Here is an 18,169-nt window from a genome sequence, read left to right as displayed (position 1 = left end):
CGTTTCTGTCGCCGACTGGGGCCGGTCCCGAAGAGACACTACGTCACAACACCTCCTATTGACACTCGACGCTCCCCTCAATAGTTCCTGCCAGGAATAGTTCCAACTCTTCGCTTCCATCAGACTGCTCGCTGATCTGGCAACGAATTCCCCAGCACCGCTCATCATCGAATACTTCCTGCAAATCTTCGGTAGTGTATGTGTGCTTATCGATATCTTCCACGTCGACCGTGACCCACGACGGCGCTGCCGTTGGCGGCTCACTCTGTGACTCAGCACGCGTCTTGTTCCAGTACCAGATCGCTTGATGACAGCAACCGACACCCAACCAGTCCAACACGGCCTCGATTTCACGCAACGACAACCCCATCGAGTAACGTTGAACCGCGAAACAGTGCAGGGGTGTCGGCATGCGCTCGTTCTCCCGAGCGTCTTGATCCTCTCCCTCTAATCCCTCTCTGAGAAGGTCTGCGAGTCGCATGAGGACGTCTCGCTACGGCCTCCTCGTTTCTCAATAGCTCAACTAGACAGTGTCGAGCTGAGAATCCTGGCTGCAGGCGATAGATACCGAAGGCGGCAGGCGTCAGTAACTATGAGGACTCGGACTTCGGGCATTGAACGGCACCTTCGGCGCTTCCAACCCATTGTTCGAGTTGTTCGCTGCCCCCGCTTTCACTGATACGGTAGTCGATGCCCCAACAGTTCCCATCGTGCTTGAAGCGCTCTCCGAACTGCTCGGACGTGTACGACCTCGTTCCGATGTTCGGCACCTCGCACGTAACTGTGTAGTTGACCTCCTCTGCCATCCAGGGCTCGCTGACAGTAACCTTGAGCGGCTTGTCGTGCTCTTCTTGATTCGAACTATCATCCTCGAATCCTCTGAGTTGGTACTCCTGATTGTAGTGAACTTCTCCTTCTTTCTCGATGAGAATCGAGGCTGTCACTGGTCGCTCCAGCAGGTTCAAGACTTCGACTTTACCGAAGGGCGCCAATGGGTCGGAGTCGGAGCCAAGGCATCCTACGAGGGCTGTCGCGGGGACGAGTGAAATATAGTGGCGGCGTGAGACCATATTCAGATACTGTTGTTTTATTCTAATAGTAATTTGATTTTCGGCGGCTAATTTTATACTTTCCGTTGATATCTCGCATACCAATTCAGCTGGCGTTCGCCACTGTATTATATCCTTCTTTAATTCAATTTCATATTATAGTTAACGTATTTCTGAATCATACTATTGAAATTCGGAATATTTTACAATTCAGTACGTGTCGACTGTCTTCTATTCAAGTAGTGCTGAGAGCCGCAGTTTTTAGTCACCACACGCTAACACACACACAATGAGTAAGGCTCGAAAACCCGAGTGGCTGAAGATGCGGCCGCCGTCGGGCGAGCGCTTCACCGAGATCAAACAGACCCTGCGCGACCACGACCTGCATACGGTCTGTGAGGAGGCGTCCTGCCCCAACATGGGGGAGTGCTGGAGCGGCCGCGACGGCCCCGGCACCGCGACGTTCATGCTCATGGGCGACCGCTGCTCGCGTGGCTGTAACTTCTGTGACGTGAAGACGGGTGGGATGGACCCGCTGGACGAAGACGAACCCGCAAACGTCGCCAGCGCGGTCGCCGAAATCGGGCTGGATTACGTCGTCCTCACCTCTGTCGACCGCGACGACCTGCCCGATCAGGGCGCGGGCCACTTCGCACAGACGATTCGCGAAATCAAGAAACGGGACTCGGATATTCTCGTCGAGGTGCTGATTCCCGATTTCCAGGGCGAGGAAGAACTCGTCGGGAAGATTATCGACGCCGAGCCCGATGTCATCGCTCACAACATCGAGACCGTCGAACGCCTCCAGTGGCCGGTTCGGGACCGCCGAGCGGGCTACGAGCAGTCGCTGTCGGTGCTCGAACAGGTCGCCGACGAGTCCGACGCCTTCGCCAAGACCTCCATCATGCTCGGCGTCGGCGAGTACCACCACGAGGTCTACCAGACCCTGCGGGACCTGCGGTCGGCCGGCGTCGATGTCGTCACACTCGGCCAGTATCTCCAGCCCTCACGCTCGCATCTGGAGGTCAGCGAGTATGTCCACCCCGATGTCTACAACACTTGGGAGCGCGTTGCCGAGGAGGAACTGGACTTTGGCTACTGCGCCAGCGGCCCGATGGTCCGGTCCTCGTACCGAGCCGGCGAGCTCTTCGTCGAGAATGTCCTCAAGGGCGACGAGAACATCACCGAGGCCCGCGAGCAGGCACGGACCGACGCCTGACCTCCGAACGAAGTCTTTAGTTGCCGGCCAGCAGTACGACCCGTCAGTGACACAACTCGACATTCACTCGAAGCGCCTTCGGCGGGCGCTCGACGGCGAGGAGTTTGCGGTTGCGGTGGTCACGGCGACCAAGCCCGACTTCTACAAGCAGGCACCCGTCGTCGCTGCCGCCGAGGAGCACGGCCTCCCGTGTTTCGTCATCCACACCGGCCAGCACTACGACGACCTGCTGGGCCACGGACTCGCCGAGTACGACCTCGAATCGCATATCGCGGTCGACCTGGGGGTTCGCGGGGGCCTCTCGGAGAAGACCGCGGACATGATGACCCGCACGAAACAGCTCGCAGACCACCTCGAAGAGGAGTTCCCGGACACAACTATCCTTCCCATCGTCCACGGCGACACCCACGCCGCGGGCATCTTCCCGCAGGCCTGGGCCTTTGCGACCAATCAGTTCGTCGCCCACAACGAGGCAGGCCTCCGCGGGATGATGCCTGCATTCGAACGTCTCGACGACCCGGAGGCGTTCGTCACAGACCAGTTCACGGGCGAGTGGACGGTCAACCGCGCCGAGCCGTTCCCCGAGCAGTACGACACCTTCGTCGGAAGCGCGGCCTCGATGTATCAGTTCGCGCCGGTCGACCTCAACCGCCAGCACCTCCTCGAAGAGGGGTATCCCGGTGAGTCGAACGGCGTCGAGCGCCTCCCCGTCGTCGGCAACTCTATCGTCGACGCAATCGAGATGAAACGTGACCACGACCTGGAGGAATCTATCTTCGACATCTACCCGGTTCTGGAGGAACGGGACAACTGGATTCGCGTCGACATCCATCGCCGCGCGAACCTGCTTCCCGAGCGGTTTACGAGCATCGTCGAGGGAGTCATCGAACTGGTCGAGGATGGGTACAACGTCAACTTCGTCGAGCTGACCGCGACCAGGGAGGCCCTGGAGAACTACGGCTACCGCGAGCGTCTGCTCGAGTTGGACACAGCGCGTGACAACTTCCTGTTCACCGGGCTCTGGAAGAAACACGCTCACGTCTACGAGTTCCTCACCTCTGGCCAGTGTTTCGCCGAGTACACCGACTCAGGGAGCATGCAGGAAGAACTCAACGTCATCGACGAGACACTCTGTCTCACCGCTCGGTTCAACACCGACCGCCCGGAGACCGTCATGAACGCCGAGTCGAACCTGCTTGTCCCGCCAGCGTCGGCAGAGAGCGTCCACGACACCATCGAGTACATCTACGAGACCGAGTCCGTTCGGGACCGACTCGGCGACAACGAGACCCTCTACGGCGAGAACGTCGGCCAGCAGATTGTCGAGTTCCTCGAGGACCGCCGCGAGGACCCGGTGTTCGAGTGGGCTTCCGGACGGGCCGGCTTTGACTCGGCGGGAACAGAGTTCGAGTATCTGTAACGGAGACAGCGTTGCAGGACGTGTAACTGTGGTGAACTCCTTTTTGTATACCGATAGTAGCGGTACATATCAATGGGAGTCACGCGAGGGTACCAGCCCGAGAGACTGGAGCTCACGGGCAGCCGGTACACCGTCGAACAGACCGGGACAGACGAAAATATGCGTCCCGAATACGAGGCGACGAACGAGGCGGGCGAGGTTGTCTTCGAGGCCACCTACGAGATGTACCAGGCCAACGACTCCGTTTCATTCGTCGACGCCGACGGCTCCGAACTGTTCACCGTGACCGCGGCCGGAACACTCGATATCGCCGGCGACTACGTTCTCACGGACGCACACACCGAAGACGACCTACTCGTTCTGGACAACGATTTCTCACTAAGCCAGGACAGCTGGCGGATTCGCGACCCTGAAGACAGGTCGCTGCTCGCCGAACTCTCCTCGCGTGGCGGCGCGGTCACGCTCGCGCGGAAACTCCTCCCGTTCGGGAAATGGCTCGGCCACGAGTACGAAATCACGGACTCGGCAGGCGAGGCCGTCGGCTCTGCCGAGAGCGGCTTCGCGGTCTTCGACGAGTACGAGATTACGATTGCGGACACCAGCTCGGTGCCGATGGTGGGGGTTGTGGCCGCGCTGGCGGTTATCGACGGCATTCAGAACAGCTAGCCTAACGTTCGAGAACGATTCCGCTCGCACCGACGGCGGCGTCGACGCTTCCGCGTGCGAGCGCAGAGAGGTTCTGGCCGACTGGTGTCTCGGTGGCCGTCCACCGCCCCGCAGAGCGCTCGAAGACAGCCCCGCCGTCGCCGACGGTCAGGCCGCCGCCCCCGACGGTAACGTCGCGCAGACTCGCGTCACCCGTGCTGTCGCGGGTCCACTCGCTCCCGTTCCAGTGATAGACCGACCCACCGCCGCCGGACACCCACACGTCGCCGGGGGCGTTCGAGTCCAGCCCGTAGAAGTTGTAGTCAGCGTCTTCGATGCCGAGCTTGTTCGAGGTAACGCCGTCGTCGGTGACGAAGACGGTCTGGTTACCATCGATAGCGTGGCCAGAACGCGGGCCGTGGAAGTCGATTGCGTTGATGTTCGAGCCGCTGCCAGGGGTGACGTTGTCCCAGCTGCCGGTCTCGCCGTTCTCGAAGCTGTAGTAGACGGCTCCCGAGTCGCCCGCGACGTAGACCGCGGCTTCGCCGGCGGTTCCCGTGACAGCAATGTCGTTGAAGTTGTTGCTGACATCGTTCGGCGTCGAGTGGTCGACCAGCATCCCGGTTTCGAGGTCGTACTCGCCGATAGCGCCGCTCGCGCCGACGAACCACACACGCTCGCCGTCGTCGGTCACGTCGGCTCCGTAGAGGTCGTTTCCGTTTCCTGTCGGGCCGCCAGTAACGACAGTTTGCCACCCTTCGCCCGTGCGTGCGAGGACAACACCCGTATCGCCGACGGCGTAGAGCCCGTCGTCAGCCTCGACTACGTCGTGAAGTGTCGCATCGACCGGCGTCTCCGCGACTGTCCAGTCTTCCTCGCTTCCGGCTGCTGCCATCGGAAGCGTCACCGCTGCAATTGCTCCGCCGATACCTTTCGCGAACGTGCGGCGTGTCGTGTGTCGAGCCATCGTTGCACTCGAACCTACGGGGCGATAGCCACGTAAAAAGGGCCAGTAGTCAGCACAGATTTATCCGAGCTAGCTCGATTCAAGACGTTTTAGTCCAGTTTATCGCCGTTCGTTCGTCTGAACTAAACTGTTTATCGGCGGCAGTTAGATAAACATACGTTCAATAATTTCTGCTATTTGCTGTATTTAGTGACTGTTTTCCATTGTACGTCGGTGATACGGATGGGAGACTGGCTCATATGTTTGGAAGGTGGAACGTTCTATCACGAAAATAATAAATCATCGGCAATAGAACATGACGCGTATGCACCCAGAGAGGTGGTCTTTCTCATGAGCGTGTTACAGCGCGAGCCAGACGATATGGTACAGGTACTCGACGACGAGGGGAAGGTCCTCGACGGTGTCGAGGTGCCGGATATCGACGACGAGACGCTCGTCGAGATATTCCGCCAGCTAAAGGTGGCTCGACACTTCGACGAGCGAGCGGTCAGCCTCCAGCGGCAGGGACGAATGGGGACGTACCCGCCGCTGTCGGGCCAGGAGGCCGCACAGATTGGCAGCGTGCACGCAATCGAAGACGACGACTGGGTCTTTCCGAGCTACCGCGAGCACGCCACCGGCTACGTCCTCGGCTGGGACCTCCACCAGGTCCTACTGCTGTGGATGGGTCACACCGAAGGGAAAGTCGCGCCCGACGACGTAAACATGTTCACGCCCGCGGTGCCGATTGCGACACAGATTCCCCACGCGACTGGAGCCGCGTGGGCCTCGAAGCTGCAAGATGAGGACCGGGCGTTCCTCTGTTACTTCGGCGACGGAGCGACGAGTGAAGGCGACTTCCACGAGGGGCTGAACTTCGCTGGCGTCTACGACACGCCGACGGTTTTCTTCTGTAACAACAACCAGTGGGCGATTTCGGTGCCCCGGGAGAAACAGACAGCGAGCAAGACAATCGCCCAGAAGGCTCACGCCTACGGCTTCAGCGGCGTCCAGGTCGATGGGATGGATCCGTTGGCGGTGTACAAGGTCACCAAAGCGGCAATCGAAAAGGCAAAGACCGGCTCCGAGGCCGACGAGGACATCGGCCGGGCAACGCAGCCGACGCTTATCGAGGCCGTCCAGTACCGGTTTGGCGCACACACTACCGCAGACGACCCGAGTGTCTACCGCGACGAGGAGGAGGTCGAGCGATGGAAGCAGAAGGATCCCATCCCGCGCATGGAGACATTTCTGCGCGACCGCGGGCTGATCGACGACGCGGCAATCGAGAAGATGGAGGCTGACATCAAACAGGAGGTCGCTGACGCTATCGACCGGGCCGAGGAGTTCGACCGTCCCGACCCCGCGGAGATGTTCAACGACGTCTACGCGGACATGCCACAGCGACTCCAGGAACAGCTCGACTATCTCGAAGCGCTCCGTGACCGCCACGGAGACGAGGTGCTACTCGAATGAGCCAGGAACTGACAGACCAGGAGAGTACGCAGAGTCTCACGCTCGTCCAGGCCGTCCGTGACGCCCTGTACACCGAGATGGGCAACGACGACAGTGTCGTCGTCATGGGTGAGGACGTGGGTGAAAACGGCGGTGTCTTCCGGGCCACGCAGGAACTCGTCGACGAGTTCGGCGAGAAGCGGGTCATCGACACGCCGCTCTCGGAGGCGGGCATCGCCGGCACTGCCGTCGGGATGGCGGCCTACGGGATGCGACCCGTCGCCGAGTTCCAGTTCCTTGGGTTCATCTACCCGGCCTACGACCAGCTTGTGAGCCACGCGGCTCGACTGCGAACCCGGAGCAACGGCCGATTCTCGTGTTCGGCGGTATTTCGCGCCCCGTACGGCGGCGGTATCCACGCCCCCGAACACCACTCCGAATCGAGCGAGGCGTTCTTCGTCCACCAGCCCGGGCTCAAGGTCGCTATCCCCTCGACGCCCTACGACACGAAGGGGATGCTCATCCAGGCTATCCGGGATCCTGACCCCGTCATCTTCCTCGAACCGAAGCTCATCTACCGGGCGTTCCGCGACGACGTGCCCGAGACCGACTACACGGTCCCTCTCGGCGAGGCGAAGGTCCGCCGAGAAGGGTCCGACGTGTCGGTGTTCACCTGGGGTGCGATGACGCCTCCGACGATGGAGGCCGCCGAGGAACTTGCCGAGGAGGAGGGTATCGACGCCGAAGTTGTCGACCTCCGCTCGCTGTCGCCACTCGACGAAGAGACAATCAAAGAGTCGTTCAAGAAGACCGGCCGCGGGGTCGTCGTCCAGGAGGCCCCGAAAACGGGCGGCGTCGCGAGCGAGGTTACCGCAACCATCCAGGAAGAGATCCTGTTGTACCAGGAGGCACCAATCAACCGCGTCACCGGCTTCGACGTGCCGTTCCCGCTGTACGCGCTTGAAGAGTACTATCTGCCGGAGCCGGCACGCATCAAGGACGGCATTCGCGAGACTGTCGAGTTCTAACCATGGCATTCGAATTCGAGTTACCAGACGTTGGCGAAGGTATCGCAGAGGGAGAGATTGTCGCCTGGCACGTCAGCACGGGCGACACGGTCGAAGAGGACCAGGTGATGGCAGATGTCGAGACAGACAAGGCGGTCGTCGACCTCCCGGCACCAGTAACTGGAACCGTTCTCGACCTCCACGCCGAAGAAGGCGAAATGGTTCCTGTCGGAGATGTCGTCGCCACAATCGATGTCGACGGCGAGGGCGGCGACCCCGAGCCGGCCGACACCGAGGACGCTGGCACAGCCGAAGACGCTGACACGGCCGACACCGACGACACCACGGCTGCGGCCGACGACTCGGACGCAGTCGAGGCCTCGACCGGTGACGGCCGCGTGTTCGCACCACCGAACGTCCGCCGGCTCGCCCGCGAGGAGGGTGTCGACATCACGACAGTCGAGGGAACCGGCCCGAGCGGCCGGATTACCGAGGACGACGTTCGCGCTGCTGCTGCGGAGGATGAAGAACCGACGGAGACAGAGACAACCGCTGCGGTGACGCCGCGTGACGACGGTGAGGAGACTGCCACCGCGACGACAGCGACAACCGAGACGGCAGACCGAGACCAGACGCTTGCGACGCCCGCGACGCGGAAAATCGCCGAGGAGGAGGGCGTCGACCTCAACAAGGTGCCGACAGAGAAGAGCCGCGACGGCCAGGCGTTCGTCGAGGAAGCGGACATCCGTGCGTTCCTCGAGGCCGAGGAGGCCGCCGAGAGCGCCGCCACCGGCACGACCGCCACGAGCGCCGGCGTCGAGACGGCGACGCCGACGCCACAGCAGGAGGTCACGACAGAGCCCTACCGGGGTGTTCGCCGGACCATCGGCCAGCAGATGGAGGAATCGAAGTACACCGCACCTCACGTCACGCACCACGACACGGCCGACGTGTCCGAACTCGTCGAGACGCGGAAGGACCTCAAACCCCGCGCCGAGGAGCGCGACATCAAGATGACGTACATGCCCTTTGTCATCAAGGCCATCATCGCCGCGCTCAAGGAGTATCCGGTGCTCAACACCGAGCTCGACGAGGAGGCCGAGGAGATTCGCTACAAACACTACTACAACATCGGTATCGCGGTTGCCACCGATGCGGGACTGATGGTGCCTGTTGTCAAGGACGCAGACAATAAGGGTATGCTCCAGCTCTCCTCGGAAGTGAACGAACTCGCTTCGAAGGCACGAAACCGGAAGGTAAGCCCCGACGAACTCCAGGGGAGTACCTTCTCGATTACGAACTTTGGAGCCTTCGGCGGCGAGTACGCGACGCCAATCATCAACTACCCCGAGACTGCCATCCTCGGCCTCGGGGAGATCAAACAGCGCCCGGTCGTCGAGGACGGCGAGGTGGTTGCAAAACCCACGCTGCCGCTGTCGCTGACCATCGACCACCGGGTTATCGACGGTGCCGAAGCCGCACAGTTCTGTAACACGGTTATGGAGTACCTAGAGAACCCGACGTTGCTGTTACTCGAATAATCATGGTAGTTGGAGACATCACCTCATCGACGGACGTACTGGTAATCGGCGGCGGTCCCGGCGGCTACGTGGCCGCCATCAGGGCCGGACAGCTCGACCTCGACGTGACGCTCGTCGAGATGGACGCCTACGGCGGGAGCTGCCTCAATCGGGGCTGTATCCCCTCGAAGGCAATGATTTCGGCAAGCGACATCGCCCACGACGCCACCCAGGCCGAGGAAATGGGCATCTACGCCGACCCCGCGGTCGACCTCCAGGGGATGGTCGACTGGAAAGACCAGCTCGTGACTCGCCTCACCAAAGGCGTCGAGTCCCTGACCGAGCGCGCCGGCGCACACCTCATCGAGGGACGCGCCGAGTTCGCCTCTCCCGGCCGGGCGCGCATCGTCGCCTCCGGCGAGGGACAGGGCTCTGAGTCAATCGAGTTCGACAACGCCATCATCGCAACAGGGAGCCGCCCAATCGAGGTGCCCGGCTTCGAGTTCGACGGCGAGCGGATTCTCGCCTCTGAACACGCGCTCTCGCTAGAGTCTGTACCCGACAGCATGGTCGTCGTCGGCGGCGGCTACATCGGGATGGAGCTGGCGACGGTCTACCAGAAGCTGGGCTGTGACGTGACCATTGTCGAGATGCTCGACAGCCCGCTCCCGCAGTACGAGAGCGACGTTACCGACGTCGTCCACGAGCGCGCCGAAGAACTCGGCATCGACTTCCACTTCGGCCAGCGCGCCTCCGAGTGGGAAGAAGACGGGGACGGTCTCGTCGTCCGCACCGAAGACGAGGACGGCAACCTCACCGCCTTCGACGCCGAGAAGTGTCTGGTCGCTGTCGGCCGCCAGCCCGTGACCGACACGCTGAATCTCGACGCTATCGACGTCGAGACCGACGACAACGGCTTCATCGTCACCGACGGCCAGGCCCGCACGACAGAGGAGACGATTTTCGCGGTCGGAGACGTGGCCGGCGAGCCGATGCTCGCCCACAAAGCCTTCAAAGAGGGCGAAGTCGCTGCGGAGGTCGTCGCCGGCGAGCCGTCGGCACTCGACCACCAGGCAGTCCCGGCGGCGGTGTTCACCGACCCCGAAATCGGTACCGTCGGCATGACCGAAGCCGAGGCCGAGGAAGCAGGCTTCGACCCGATTACCGGCCAGATGCCCATGCGTGCCTCGGGCCGGGCGCTCTCGCTCGACGAGAAAGAAGGGTTCGCTCGCGTCGTCGCCGACGGCGAGAGCGGCTTCCTCTTGGGAGCACAGATTGTCGGTCCCGAGGCCTCCGAACTCGTCGCCGAACTGACCCTCGCCATCGAGATGGGCGCGACGCTCGAAGACGTGGCCCAGACGGTCCACGTTCACCCCACGCTCTCCGAGGCTGTCCACGAGGCCATCAAGGGCGCGAAAGGCGAGAGTATCCACTACTGAGAGCGCGTCGGTTCCACCGCGATATGGTGGGACGATTTTCGAGGTAACGGTCTTGCTATTTTATTACAATTCAAGTGTACAGAATACGATACCAGACAACAACCAATGGCAGATGGGCGACATGCAGGTAGACGGGAGGTCCTTGCAGGGATTGGAAGCGGCTTGACGGCTTTGATGTCAGGCTGTGGGACACAAGAGCAAAGCGACGATGAGGGTCTGGCTACTGCCACGGAGAGCACCGAGAAGCCAGACGACGAGGGCAATGGTACGGAGACTAACAGTGAGAGCAACAACCAAGAAACGGCTTCTGAGTCGCCTGAGTTGGTTTTCTCCCATCCTGAGAGCGTCCGGAGAGACGAACAGTTCGACATCGCCGTCGAGGGGTTGCCACCGCAGACGACTGTCGATATTGTGTTCGAAACTGAGGACAGCCAAGGAACGCGTTTCGAAAGCAGAGCCACGATTCGAACCGACGATGGGGAGATTAGCCTGAGCGACGCCGCCCTGGTCGGTGACTACAGATACGGGACAGTACCGCAGGATTTGGATGTTCCACTACCTCTGGCCCTTATTCAGTTTGCTGTCCCCGCGTCGCGAGACTCGTACTCCTTTCCCGAGGAAAGTACGCCGACCTACCGTATCGAAACCCAAGACGAAACGCTGGGGAGGACACGCGTATCCAGGACGATTGCCGAAACATCATCTGCAATCGAACCGGACCATCCGAATCTCAGCGGCTATGTGTACGAACCGGTCGACCAGGAGACAGGGCCTGCTGTCCTGCTCTTACATGGGTCAGGCGGAAGAGCAATGACAGAGCGTGCAGCCATGTTTGCCAGACACGGATACACCGCGTTTGCACTCGAATACTTCGGTGCAGAGGGATTGCCGGAGACACTAGCTGAGGTCCCACTCGAATACGTTGAGACAGCCGGGGAGTGGATTCGGGACTACAGGACGGTTGACGGAAGTCAAGTCGGCCTGTATGGAGCATCAAAAGGAGGCGAGTTGGCCTTACTAGCAGCCAGTACGTACGACCTGTTCGGACCGGTTGTCTCCATCGCCGGGAGCGGAGTTGTTTTTGAAGGGCTGAGGGGACAGTCATTCAACGGCAGCTCTAGCTGGTCACACGGCGGGGAGGCAGTTCCGTATATCTCAGTTAGCGGGACGGGGGGAGTCTACATGGCGGCGTACCAGGCAGCCGACTCGGAGACAAAAGAGCGTGCCACGATACCTGTCGAAGAAATCGACAGTCGCGTCTTGCTGGTTTCTGGAACAGAGGACTCACTCTGGTCGTCAGTCGAGTTACAGCAAATTGCAGCAGACCGGCTCGAAGAAGATAATAACGCAACCGTCGACCACCTCGTCTACGAGGAGGCAGGACACTTCATCCGCCCACCGTACATCCCGCTTACCGGTGCACTCGGGAGTGGAACTCTGACAGGTCACGCAGTCGCAAGTCACGAACATTGGCCTGAAGTCCTTGATACGCTGTCGACGCTCAATTGAGTAGGCACTCACTCTTGTCGGTCATCGGAGTGAGAACAGTCATAGAATCATCCTCTGATGTATACGCCCGTTTCAGGTCAGGAAGTAGATAGAAACGGCCTCTTCGAACTATAAGAACCCATCACAGGCGGTACAAAAGACGGATAACATTGTGTGGAGGGCCTGAGTATGGGAAATAGTTGTCTTCAATCGTCACCCGGTTTGTAGGCTCCGCCACGCTGTTCAATTGTATAGATATCCAAGATTTTCGCGTCGTGATTGCACTCCGCACCGAGACGAAATTGGCCGATGTGGAGTTTCGAGTGAGGTGCGCCAGTCAGCGGTTCGAGATAGTCGTCTGGCGCTCGCCATCGGTCGTTGATGATTTCGTCTAACTTATCGGTAATCCGGCGTTGAGCGTGCTCGTCAAGGTCATCGTACGTTCGTTTGGCAGGCGTCCGGAACTGCCATGTCCACTCCTCGTTATTCATCGTCGCTCAGCAACTCGTCGCGGGAGAACGTTTCGCTCTCTCCCGTTCGACGGGCGTGCTCGACGGCCGCAATCTCCTTCCAGCTTTCGCGTGTCAGTTCTGGATGCCGGACGGCATCCCGGAGTGCCTCGCGGATGAACTCGCTTCGGTTGTTGAATCCTTCGTCCGCCCACGTCGCGTCGATATCGTCCAGCAAGGTCTCTGTCACCCGGATATTAATATTGGTTTTTTCTGGTCCACCACTGTCGTTTGTATCTGCATCAGACATACAAATGTATTACACTCTTTGGGCAATAAGTGTTCGTCCTCGACTGAGATTATCGGTCACACTGTCTCTTGTGTTTCTCACTCTGATCGATAGGAAGTCGTGGCGCCACCGAGCATAAATTGTAGCATGAACCCACACTACTTGCCTGGCCAGAGGAATAGGCACTCGAATATCCACCCATCTTCTCCGAGGCCGTCCACGAGGCCGTCAAGGGCGCGAAAGGCGAGAGTATCCACTACTGACTGCCCATTGGTTTCCGGTGGCTGCCCTGCGCTCTCTTTTTGGCCGTTGGATATATTATCATTCAGAACGAATTTGTTACTGAATGACGGGGCCGTGGGATATCGACCCAGAACAGGTTCCTGCAGACAGGCGCACCCAGGTGCGCAGACGACGGCTCCGGGCCGTCGGTTTGGGGCTCTGGGGGCTGTTTGCCGGCAGCGTCACCGTCTTACTGGTCTCTGGGACAGACGACCTGACGACCGGTGAGATTGCCTCGCTACTCGGCCTCACCGTCGGTACCGCGCTTCTCGCGGTTGTTCTCGGCGCGCTCGCACTCCTTGTTCTCCGGTATCTCCCGTCGATTGTCGCACAGATTGTGTTCACGCTCGCCTTTCTGGCTGTCCTGTCGCTCGTGTTGCCACAGCTGGTCTCGTTCGCGCTCGACGAGGTTTCGCTGTTCGAGGGGGTGCCGACCGAGACAGAACAGCCGATAGGAGAGCTGGTGGAGTCATTGTTGGGCGAGTAGCGTCACTGATTCGTCGAGATGACTTCGACGACATCGCGGTGGTCAAGCACCGTATCGGCTCCGACCTGTCGGTCTGTTCGACAGTCGATGCCGTGCAGGAAGCCGTCGCCGATATCCGAGTGCAGGTGGTAGGCGAACTCTTCGGCGGTCGCGTCCCCGGGAAGCAAAAAGCAGTCACGGAACGGCCCCTCCGACCAGTTGCCCGAGGCCGAGCCGGGGAAGACAGCCTTCAGTCCCAGCACGTCGAAGACGGCCTCTTCGAGCGCGCGCTGGACGCCGGCCCCGCCGAACTCTCCGATGAACGTCCGAATCTGTTCGAGGCCGGCTGCCTTCTCGTCGGGCAACTCGGCGGTAATCTCGAAGTCGTCGTCACCTGGAACGTACTCGATTGCGCCCTGTTCGTCCGCGTTTTTCAGCGCCTTCTCTGCGTGTGCCGAGGCCGGGACGAATGAGAGATGCTCGTAGTCGGGGTCGGTCGTAATCTCCGCCCAGTTCTCTTGGGCCTCGGGCGTGTCCATCTTGTTTGCCGCGATGACCATCGGCTTCGTCCGCTTGCGGATGGCACGGGCGAGTGTCTCTCTGGCGTCTGTCTCCCACTCCGTTGGCGTAACCTCGTACCCCTCGGCGAGGATGACCTGTTTGATTTCGGCCGCCGAGATGCCAAACGCCGAGAGCTGTTCGGCCAGGATATCCTCCGGGTCGGGATCAGAGAGCTGTTTGCTCTCGTAGCGCTCGATGCCTTTCTCCAAGATGTCGAGATACCACGCGTCGAGTTCGTCTTCGAGGAAGTCGATATCCTCGCGGGGATCATGGCCCTCGGTGGTCTCGCCCTCGCTGTCGGTGGTCCCCGAGAAATCAACGACGTGAATCAGGGCGTCGGTCTCGTTCAGGTCGGTGAGAAACTGGTTACCAAGTCCTTTTCCTTCGTGGGCACCGGGAACGAGACCGGCGATATCGACCAGCTTGATCGGGACAAAGCGGGTTCCCTCCTTGCAGTCGCCGACCGACGGCTCACAGGTGTTGTCGAACTCCGGGGCGGCACACTCCGTCCGGACGTAGGCTTCGCCGATGCTTGGGTCGATTGTGGTGAACGGAAACGCACCCTCCGGTACATCGTTCATCGTCGCAGCGTTGAACAGCGTCGACTTACCCACCGAGGGTTTGCCGACGAGACCGATGCGATAGCTCATTATCGGGGTGAGCGGTCGGGAGCCTAAACGGGTTTCTAACCGCAGCCGCTGTGTGTCCTGTGGCCCATCGGCACGCGCTGTTATGGCTCTCGGTCAAGTGGGCGACCGAAAGCAGTCAGAGACCAAACACACGACGGACACGAACAGACCCTCACACTTCGCTGACAGCGTCGATGACCTCGTAGCTGATGTTGTGCTCGCGGAACGTATCCGTGTGTGTCGAGAGTTTGGTGCTGGCAACGAGCAAGAGCACATCGAGTCCCTTGGTCGCCGCTTCCTGGACAGCGCTGGCGGTCCCGAACTGGATGTCGGGGGTCAGGTCGGCAGCACGCAGGGCGGCCAGTCCCTCCGGTGTGTCGACCGCCGTAAGGTCGTGATCGTCGGCGAGATCGGCAACCAGACCTGCGTCGACCGCTGCGCTCCCGCCATCGTGAACGGGTGGGACCGAGACAACGGTCACCGTTCCGAGGTCGTAGTCGATGACGCCCTCGAAGTTCGTGACGCCGACGTCCTGTCCGGCAGTAGCGTCCGTGACCGCAACTGCGGTTGCGCTGTTTGTCTCGCCGGCTATCGCGTGAAGGATCCCGTCGCGCATCGTCAGCGAGATCGTCTCTCCCTCCTCGATACCTGTCGTCGCAATCGCCGTCTCGACGCCCACGTTGTCGAGGACGTCCTCGGAGACGTGCTCGACAAACTCCCGCAACGTATCAGTCTGGGAGATGAGCCAGTCGATACCCTGTTTGGTTGCCTCGTAGCGTCCTCGTCCCTGCTTATCGACGTAGCCGCGTGACACCAGTTCCTGTAGATAATCACTGACTGCCTGTGCCGTGATGCCGATTTCGTCGGCTATCTCCTGCTGGCTGACCGCCGGCTGTCGCTTCGCGATTTCGACGAGAATCTGATACGTGGTCGCGTTCCGCTTGCTCTGGAGGACGTTGGCCTCGTCCGTCTCGTCTCCATCTGACGCCATTTCCTGATTCTCACAGCCCTGAATGCAAGTACTTTTGCTTTAATCCAAGCGGTACTGTCATTTTTTACGCCTGTTCTGCCCGAATCAACAAATGCAGTTTTCTTAATACAACCAAAATTGTTTTACGTTCTACGTCAGTTGTATACGATGATGTCTATTTCGCTCCCGAACGACGCCAAGGCGGGGCCGACCAAGCCGGAGGTCAGGGCGGTCCTGCTTGGAAAACTCGACCTCGGAGAAACCGACCACTTCGTCGAGGTCGGCTCCTGTACGGGTGCTGTCACCATCGAGGCAGCACGGCGCGCCGGTCGAGTCACTGCAATCGAACGGAAGGCGGACCGACTCGACGTGACCGAGGCGAATCTCGCGGTCAACGAGACCAGCGCGGAAATCGACCTCCGGGCGACGGAGGCACCCGACGGACTGCCGGGCGACGCCGATGCGCTCTTTCTCGGCGGCAGTCGCAACTACGAGGAGGTGCTCGATTTCGCCGCCGAGACCGGTGTCGACCGCGTCGTGATGAACGTCTCGCGCCTGGAGGTCGCCGGGCAGGCGACGACAGCGTTTCGCGAGCGAGGCCTGCTCGACGAGGTCGTCCAGTTCCAAGTCAGTCACGGCTACGAACTCGCCGGCGCGACCAGCTTCAACTCCGACAACCCGGTGTACATGCTGGTCGGCGGTGCCGACGACGCTGACGGAGGGGGAGACCGGTGACGCTCTACGGTGTCGGGCTTGGCCCTGGCGACGCCGGTCTCGTAACCGTCCGCGGCCGCGAGGTACTGGAGGCTGCGGATGTCGTCTACTCGCCGGGGCGACTCTCCCGGACGGTCGCGACCGAGTACGTCCCAGAGAGCCGAATCGGCGATGTGGACTTCCCGATGACCCGCGACGAGGAGGAACTCCGGCGAGCCTGGAAAGAGGCCGCCGCCGAGATTGCGCCACAGGCCCGCGAGGGAACTGTCGCCTTCGTCACGCTCGGGGACCCGAACGTCTACTCGACGTTCGGGCACCTCCGGCGGACGCTCGCTGCCTTCCACCCGGATGTGGAACTCGAAACGGTCCCTGGTGTGAGTGCGGTCTCGGCGTTCACGACGACACTCGGCGTCGAAATCCGGGCCGGGTCGAGTCTCACCCTCCACGAGGCAAACGGTGACCTGCCGACCGAACCTGACCAGCTCGTCCTGTTCAAGGTCACCGACGCGCCGGCGACCCACGAACAGCTTGTCGATGCAGGCTACGAGGTGTGGTACGGCCGGCGGCTCTACATGGAACAGGGTGAGACGGTCGTGACCGACGACCCCGATGAGTTGGCCGAGCGAGATTACTACACGCTCGCGTACGCGGAGAAACCCGACGCTGGGGCTGAACCGGCTACCGCCGCCTTCGAAACCGACGTAGCAGGACAGACCCCGACGGAGGTGTCGTCTCGATGAGCGATTCACCGGACGGCGACGAAACGTCTGTCAGCCCACAGGCGGCTATCGACACCGAGACGGCCCGCGAGCGAGACACTCGCATCCACGACCGCACCGCCGGTGAGGTCCAGGAGGGAATTCCGTTTATCGGTGCGGGTCCCGGCGACCCCGGACTGCTGACGGTGACCGGTCGGGACCTCGTCGAGAGCGCCGACCTCGTCGTTCACGCGGGCTCGCTGGTCAACAGCGAACTGCTGGATGCCTACTGCGCCGAGGCCGAGCAGGTGTCGAGCATTGGCAAGGACCTCGAAGAACTGGTGCCGCTGATGCGGGACGCATACGAGGACGGCCGCCGCGTCGTCCGCCTCCACAGCGGCGACCCCGCAATCTACGGCGCGGCACTCGAACAGATGGACGCACTCGAACACGAGGGCGTTCCGACCTACATCGTCCCGGGCGTCACGTCGGCCTTTGCCGCCAGCGCGACGCTACGAACACAGCTCACGCTCAACGGCGTTTCCAACCACGTCGCCTTCACTCGGCCGCAGGGGAAGACTCTCGACCCCGAGGACGACCACATCAGCGAGTTCGTCGAGATGGGCGACGTGACGACCTGTATCTACCTCGGTACCCACGCTGTCGCCGAGACGATGGACCGACTGCTCGACGCTGGACACGACCCCGACACTCCCGTTACGGCGGTCTATCACGCCTCCTGGCCCGACGAGGACGTTATCGAGGGAACGATTGCGACCATCGGCGACCGGGTCGAGGCGGCGGGCTACCGGGCCTCTGCGCTGGTCATGATTGGCGACGCCGCGCGGAAAGCTGGCTACGAGCGCTCCTATCTCTACGACGGCTGGGCGAACCGAGACGCCGAAGGGGAGGCAGACGACTAA

At 61.0% G+C, this 18,169-nt stretch carries 19 protein-coding genes; 12 read left to right on the top strand and 7 right to left on the bottom strand.

Translation table 11 applies throughout. From position 1 onward, the window contains the following. Positions 1-55 precede the first annotated feature (55 nt). A complete protein-coding gene (locus OSC37_RS09335; RefSeq protein ID WP_267161201.1) occupies positions 56-481 on the bottom strand; it encodes a hypothetical protein in 426 nt (141 codons plus the stop codon). A gap of 109 nt (positions 482-590) precedes the next feature. Then, positions 591-1,070: a hypothetical protein gene (locus OSC37_RS09330; protein WP_267161200.1), complete on the bottom strand. Its 480-nt coding sequence runs from the start codon at positions 1,068-1,070 to the stop codon at positions 591-593. A 268-nt stretch (positions 1,071-1,338) separates the two neighbouring features. On the opposite strand from OSC37_RS09330, the gene lipA reads away from it, so the two are divergent. The 3 genes from lipA to OSC37_RS09315 all read left to right on the top strand — a co-directional run bounded on the left by lipA (position 1,339) and on the right by OSC37_RS09315 (position 4,354). Further along, a complete protein-coding gene (gene lipA, locus OSC37_RS09325) occupies positions 1,339-2,268 on the top strand; it encodes a lipoyl synthase (RefSeq protein WP_267161199.1) in 930 nt (309 codons plus the stop codon). A gap of 46 nt (positions 2,269-2,314) precedes the next feature. Then, positions 2,315-3,688, top strand: a complete 1,374-nt coding sequence (locus OSC37_RS09320; RefSeq protein ID WP_267161198.1) for a UDP-N-acetyl glucosamine 2-epimerase — start codon at positions 2,315-2,317, stop codon at positions 3,686-3,688. Positions 3,689-3,760: 72 nt separating this feature from the next. Beyond that, positions 3,761-4,354, top strand: coding sequence for an LURP-one-related family protein (locus OSC37_RS09315; protein ID WP_267161197.1), 594 nt, complete (start codon positions 3,761-3,763; stop codon positions 4,352-4,354). Position 4,355: 1 nt separating this feature from the next. Here the strand turns inward: OSC37_RS09315 and OSC37_RS09310 are convergent, their stop codons facing one another. After that, the gene (locus OSC37_RS09310; RefSeq protein WP_267161196.1) at positions 4,356-5,300 is read right to left on the bottom strand and encodes a WD40/YVTN/BNR-like repeat-containing protein; all 945 of its coding nucleotides are present in this window, start codon (positions 5,298-5,300) and stop codon (positions 4,356-4,358) included. 330 nt (positions 5,301-5,630) lie between these two features. Between OSC37_RS09310 and pdhA the strand changes: the two genes are divergently transcribed. The 5 genes from pdhA (at position 5,631) to OSC37_RS09285 (ending at position 12,209) form a co-directional block, all read left to right on the top strand. Continuing rightward, on the top strand, positions 5,631-6,755 hold the full coding sequence (gene pdhA / locus OSC37_RS09305) for a pyruvate dehydrogenase (acetyl-transferring) E1 component subunit alpha (RefSeq protein ID WP_267161195.1): 1,125 nt from the start codon (positions 5,631-5,633) through the stop codon (positions 6,753-6,755). After that, the gene (locus tag OSC37_RS09300; protein WP_267161194.1) at positions 6,752-7,762 is read left to right on the top strand and encodes an alpha-ketoacid dehydrogenase subunit beta; all 1,011 of its coding nucleotides are present in this window, start codon (positions 6,752-6,754) and stop codon (positions 7,760-7,762) included. The genes pdhA and OSC37_RS09300 overlap by 4 nt, the downstream gene beginning before the upstream one ends. A gap of 2 nt (positions 7,763-7,764) precedes the next feature. Continuing rightward, a complete protein-coding gene (locus tag OSC37_RS09295) occupies positions 7,765-9,282 on the top strand; it encodes a dihydrolipoamide acetyltransferase family protein (protein WP_267161193.1) in 1,518 nt (505 codons plus the stop codon). A gap of 2 nt (positions 9,283-9,284) precedes the next feature. After that, entirely contained in the window at positions 9,285-10,700 is a 1,416-nt protein-coding gene (gene lpdA, locus OSC37_RS09290; protein ID WP_267161192.1) for a dihydrolipoyl dehydrogenase, read from the top strand. A gap of 174 nt (positions 10,701-10,874) precedes the next feature. Beyond that, a complete protein-coding gene (locus tag OSC37_RS09285) occupies positions 10,875-12,209 on the top strand; it encodes an acyl-CoA thioester hydrolase/BAAT C-terminal domain-containing protein (RefSeq protein WP_267161191.1) in 1,335 nt (444 codons plus the stop codon). A gap of 185 nt (positions 12,210-12,394) precedes the next feature. On the opposite strand, the gene OSC37_RS09280 is transcribed toward OSC37_RS09285, so the two are convergent. Together OSC37_RS09280 and OSC37_RS09275 are read right to left on the bottom strand one after the other, a co-directional pair. Then, positions 12,395-12,679: a type II toxin-antitoxin system RelE family toxin gene (locus OSC37_RS09280; RefSeq protein WP_267161190.1), complete on the bottom strand. Its 285-nt coding sequence runs from the start codon at positions 12,677-12,679 to the stop codon at positions 12,395-12,397. Beyond that, a complete protein-coding gene (locus OSC37_RS09275) occupies positions 12,672-12,947 on the bottom strand; it encodes a ribbon-helix-helix domain-containing protein (protein ID WP_267161189.1) in 276 nt (91 codons plus the stop codon). Before OSC37_RS09275 ends, OSC37_RS09280 begins: the two co-directional genes overlap by 8 nt. 325 nt (positions 12,948-13,272) lie before the next feature. Here OSC37_RS09275 and OSC37_RS09270 point away from each other — a divergent pair, with 325 nt between their 5' ends. Continuing rightward, positions 13,273-13,695, top strand: a complete 423-nt coding sequence (locus OSC37_RS09270) for a hypothetical protein (protein ID WP_267161188.1) — start codon at positions 13,273-13,275, stop codon at positions 13,693-13,695. A 2-nt stretch (positions 13,696-13,697) separates the two neighbouring features. On the opposite strand, the gene OSC37_RS09265 is transcribed toward OSC37_RS09270, so the two are convergent. Together OSC37_RS09265 and OSC37_RS09260 are read right to left on the bottom strand one after the other, a co-directional pair. Further along, positions 13,698-14,885 (bottom strand): redox-regulated ATPase YchF, encoded by a 1,188-nt coding sequence (locus OSC37_RS09265; protein ID WP_267161187.1) that lies wholly within the window; start codon positions 14,883-14,885, stop codon positions 13,698-13,700. Between the two features lie 151 nt (positions 14,886-15,036). Continuing rightward, positions 15,037-15,855, bottom strand: coding sequence for a DUF7839 domain-containing protein (locus OSC37_RS09260; protein WP_267161186.1), 819 nt, complete (start codon positions 15,853-15,855; stop codon positions 15,037-15,039). A 147-nt stretch (positions 15,856-16,002) separates the two neighbouring features. On the opposite strand from OSC37_RS09260, the gene cbiT reads away from it, so the two are divergent. From cbiT to OSC37_RS09245, 3 genes are read left to right on the top strand one after another with little or no spacing between them, the layout of a single operon-like run. Next, positions 16,003-16,569: a precorrin-6Y C5,15-methyltransferase (decarboxylating) subunit CbiT gene (gene cbiT / locus OSC37_RS09255; protein ID WP_267161185.1), complete on the top strand. Its 567-nt coding sequence runs from the start codon at positions 16,003-16,005 to the stop codon at positions 16,567-16,569. Beyond that, a complete protein-coding gene (locus OSC37_RS09250) occupies positions 16,566-17,288 on the top strand; it encodes a cobalt-factor II C(20)-methyltransferase (RefSeq protein ID WP_267161184.1) in 723 nt (240 codons plus the stop codon). The genes cbiT and OSC37_RS09250 overlap by 4 nt, the downstream gene beginning before the upstream one ends. Beyond that, positions 17,285-18,169, top strand: coding sequence for a cobalt-precorrin-4/precorrin-4 C(11)-methyltransferase (locus OSC37_RS09245; RefSeq protein ID WP_267161183.1), 885 nt, complete (start codon positions 17,285-17,287; stop codon positions 18,167-18,169). The genes OSC37_RS09250 and OSC37_RS09245 overlap by 4 nt, the downstream gene beginning before the upstream one ends.

Origin of the sequence: Halovenus salina (assembly GCF_026410925.1) — an archaeon.
Taxonomy (GTDB): Archaea; Halobacteriota; Halobacteria; order Halobacteriales; family Haloarculaceae; genus Halovenus; species Halovenus salina.
Note: the sequence above shows the minus strand (reverse complement) of the source record. Positions and strands in the feature narration are given on the sequence as shown.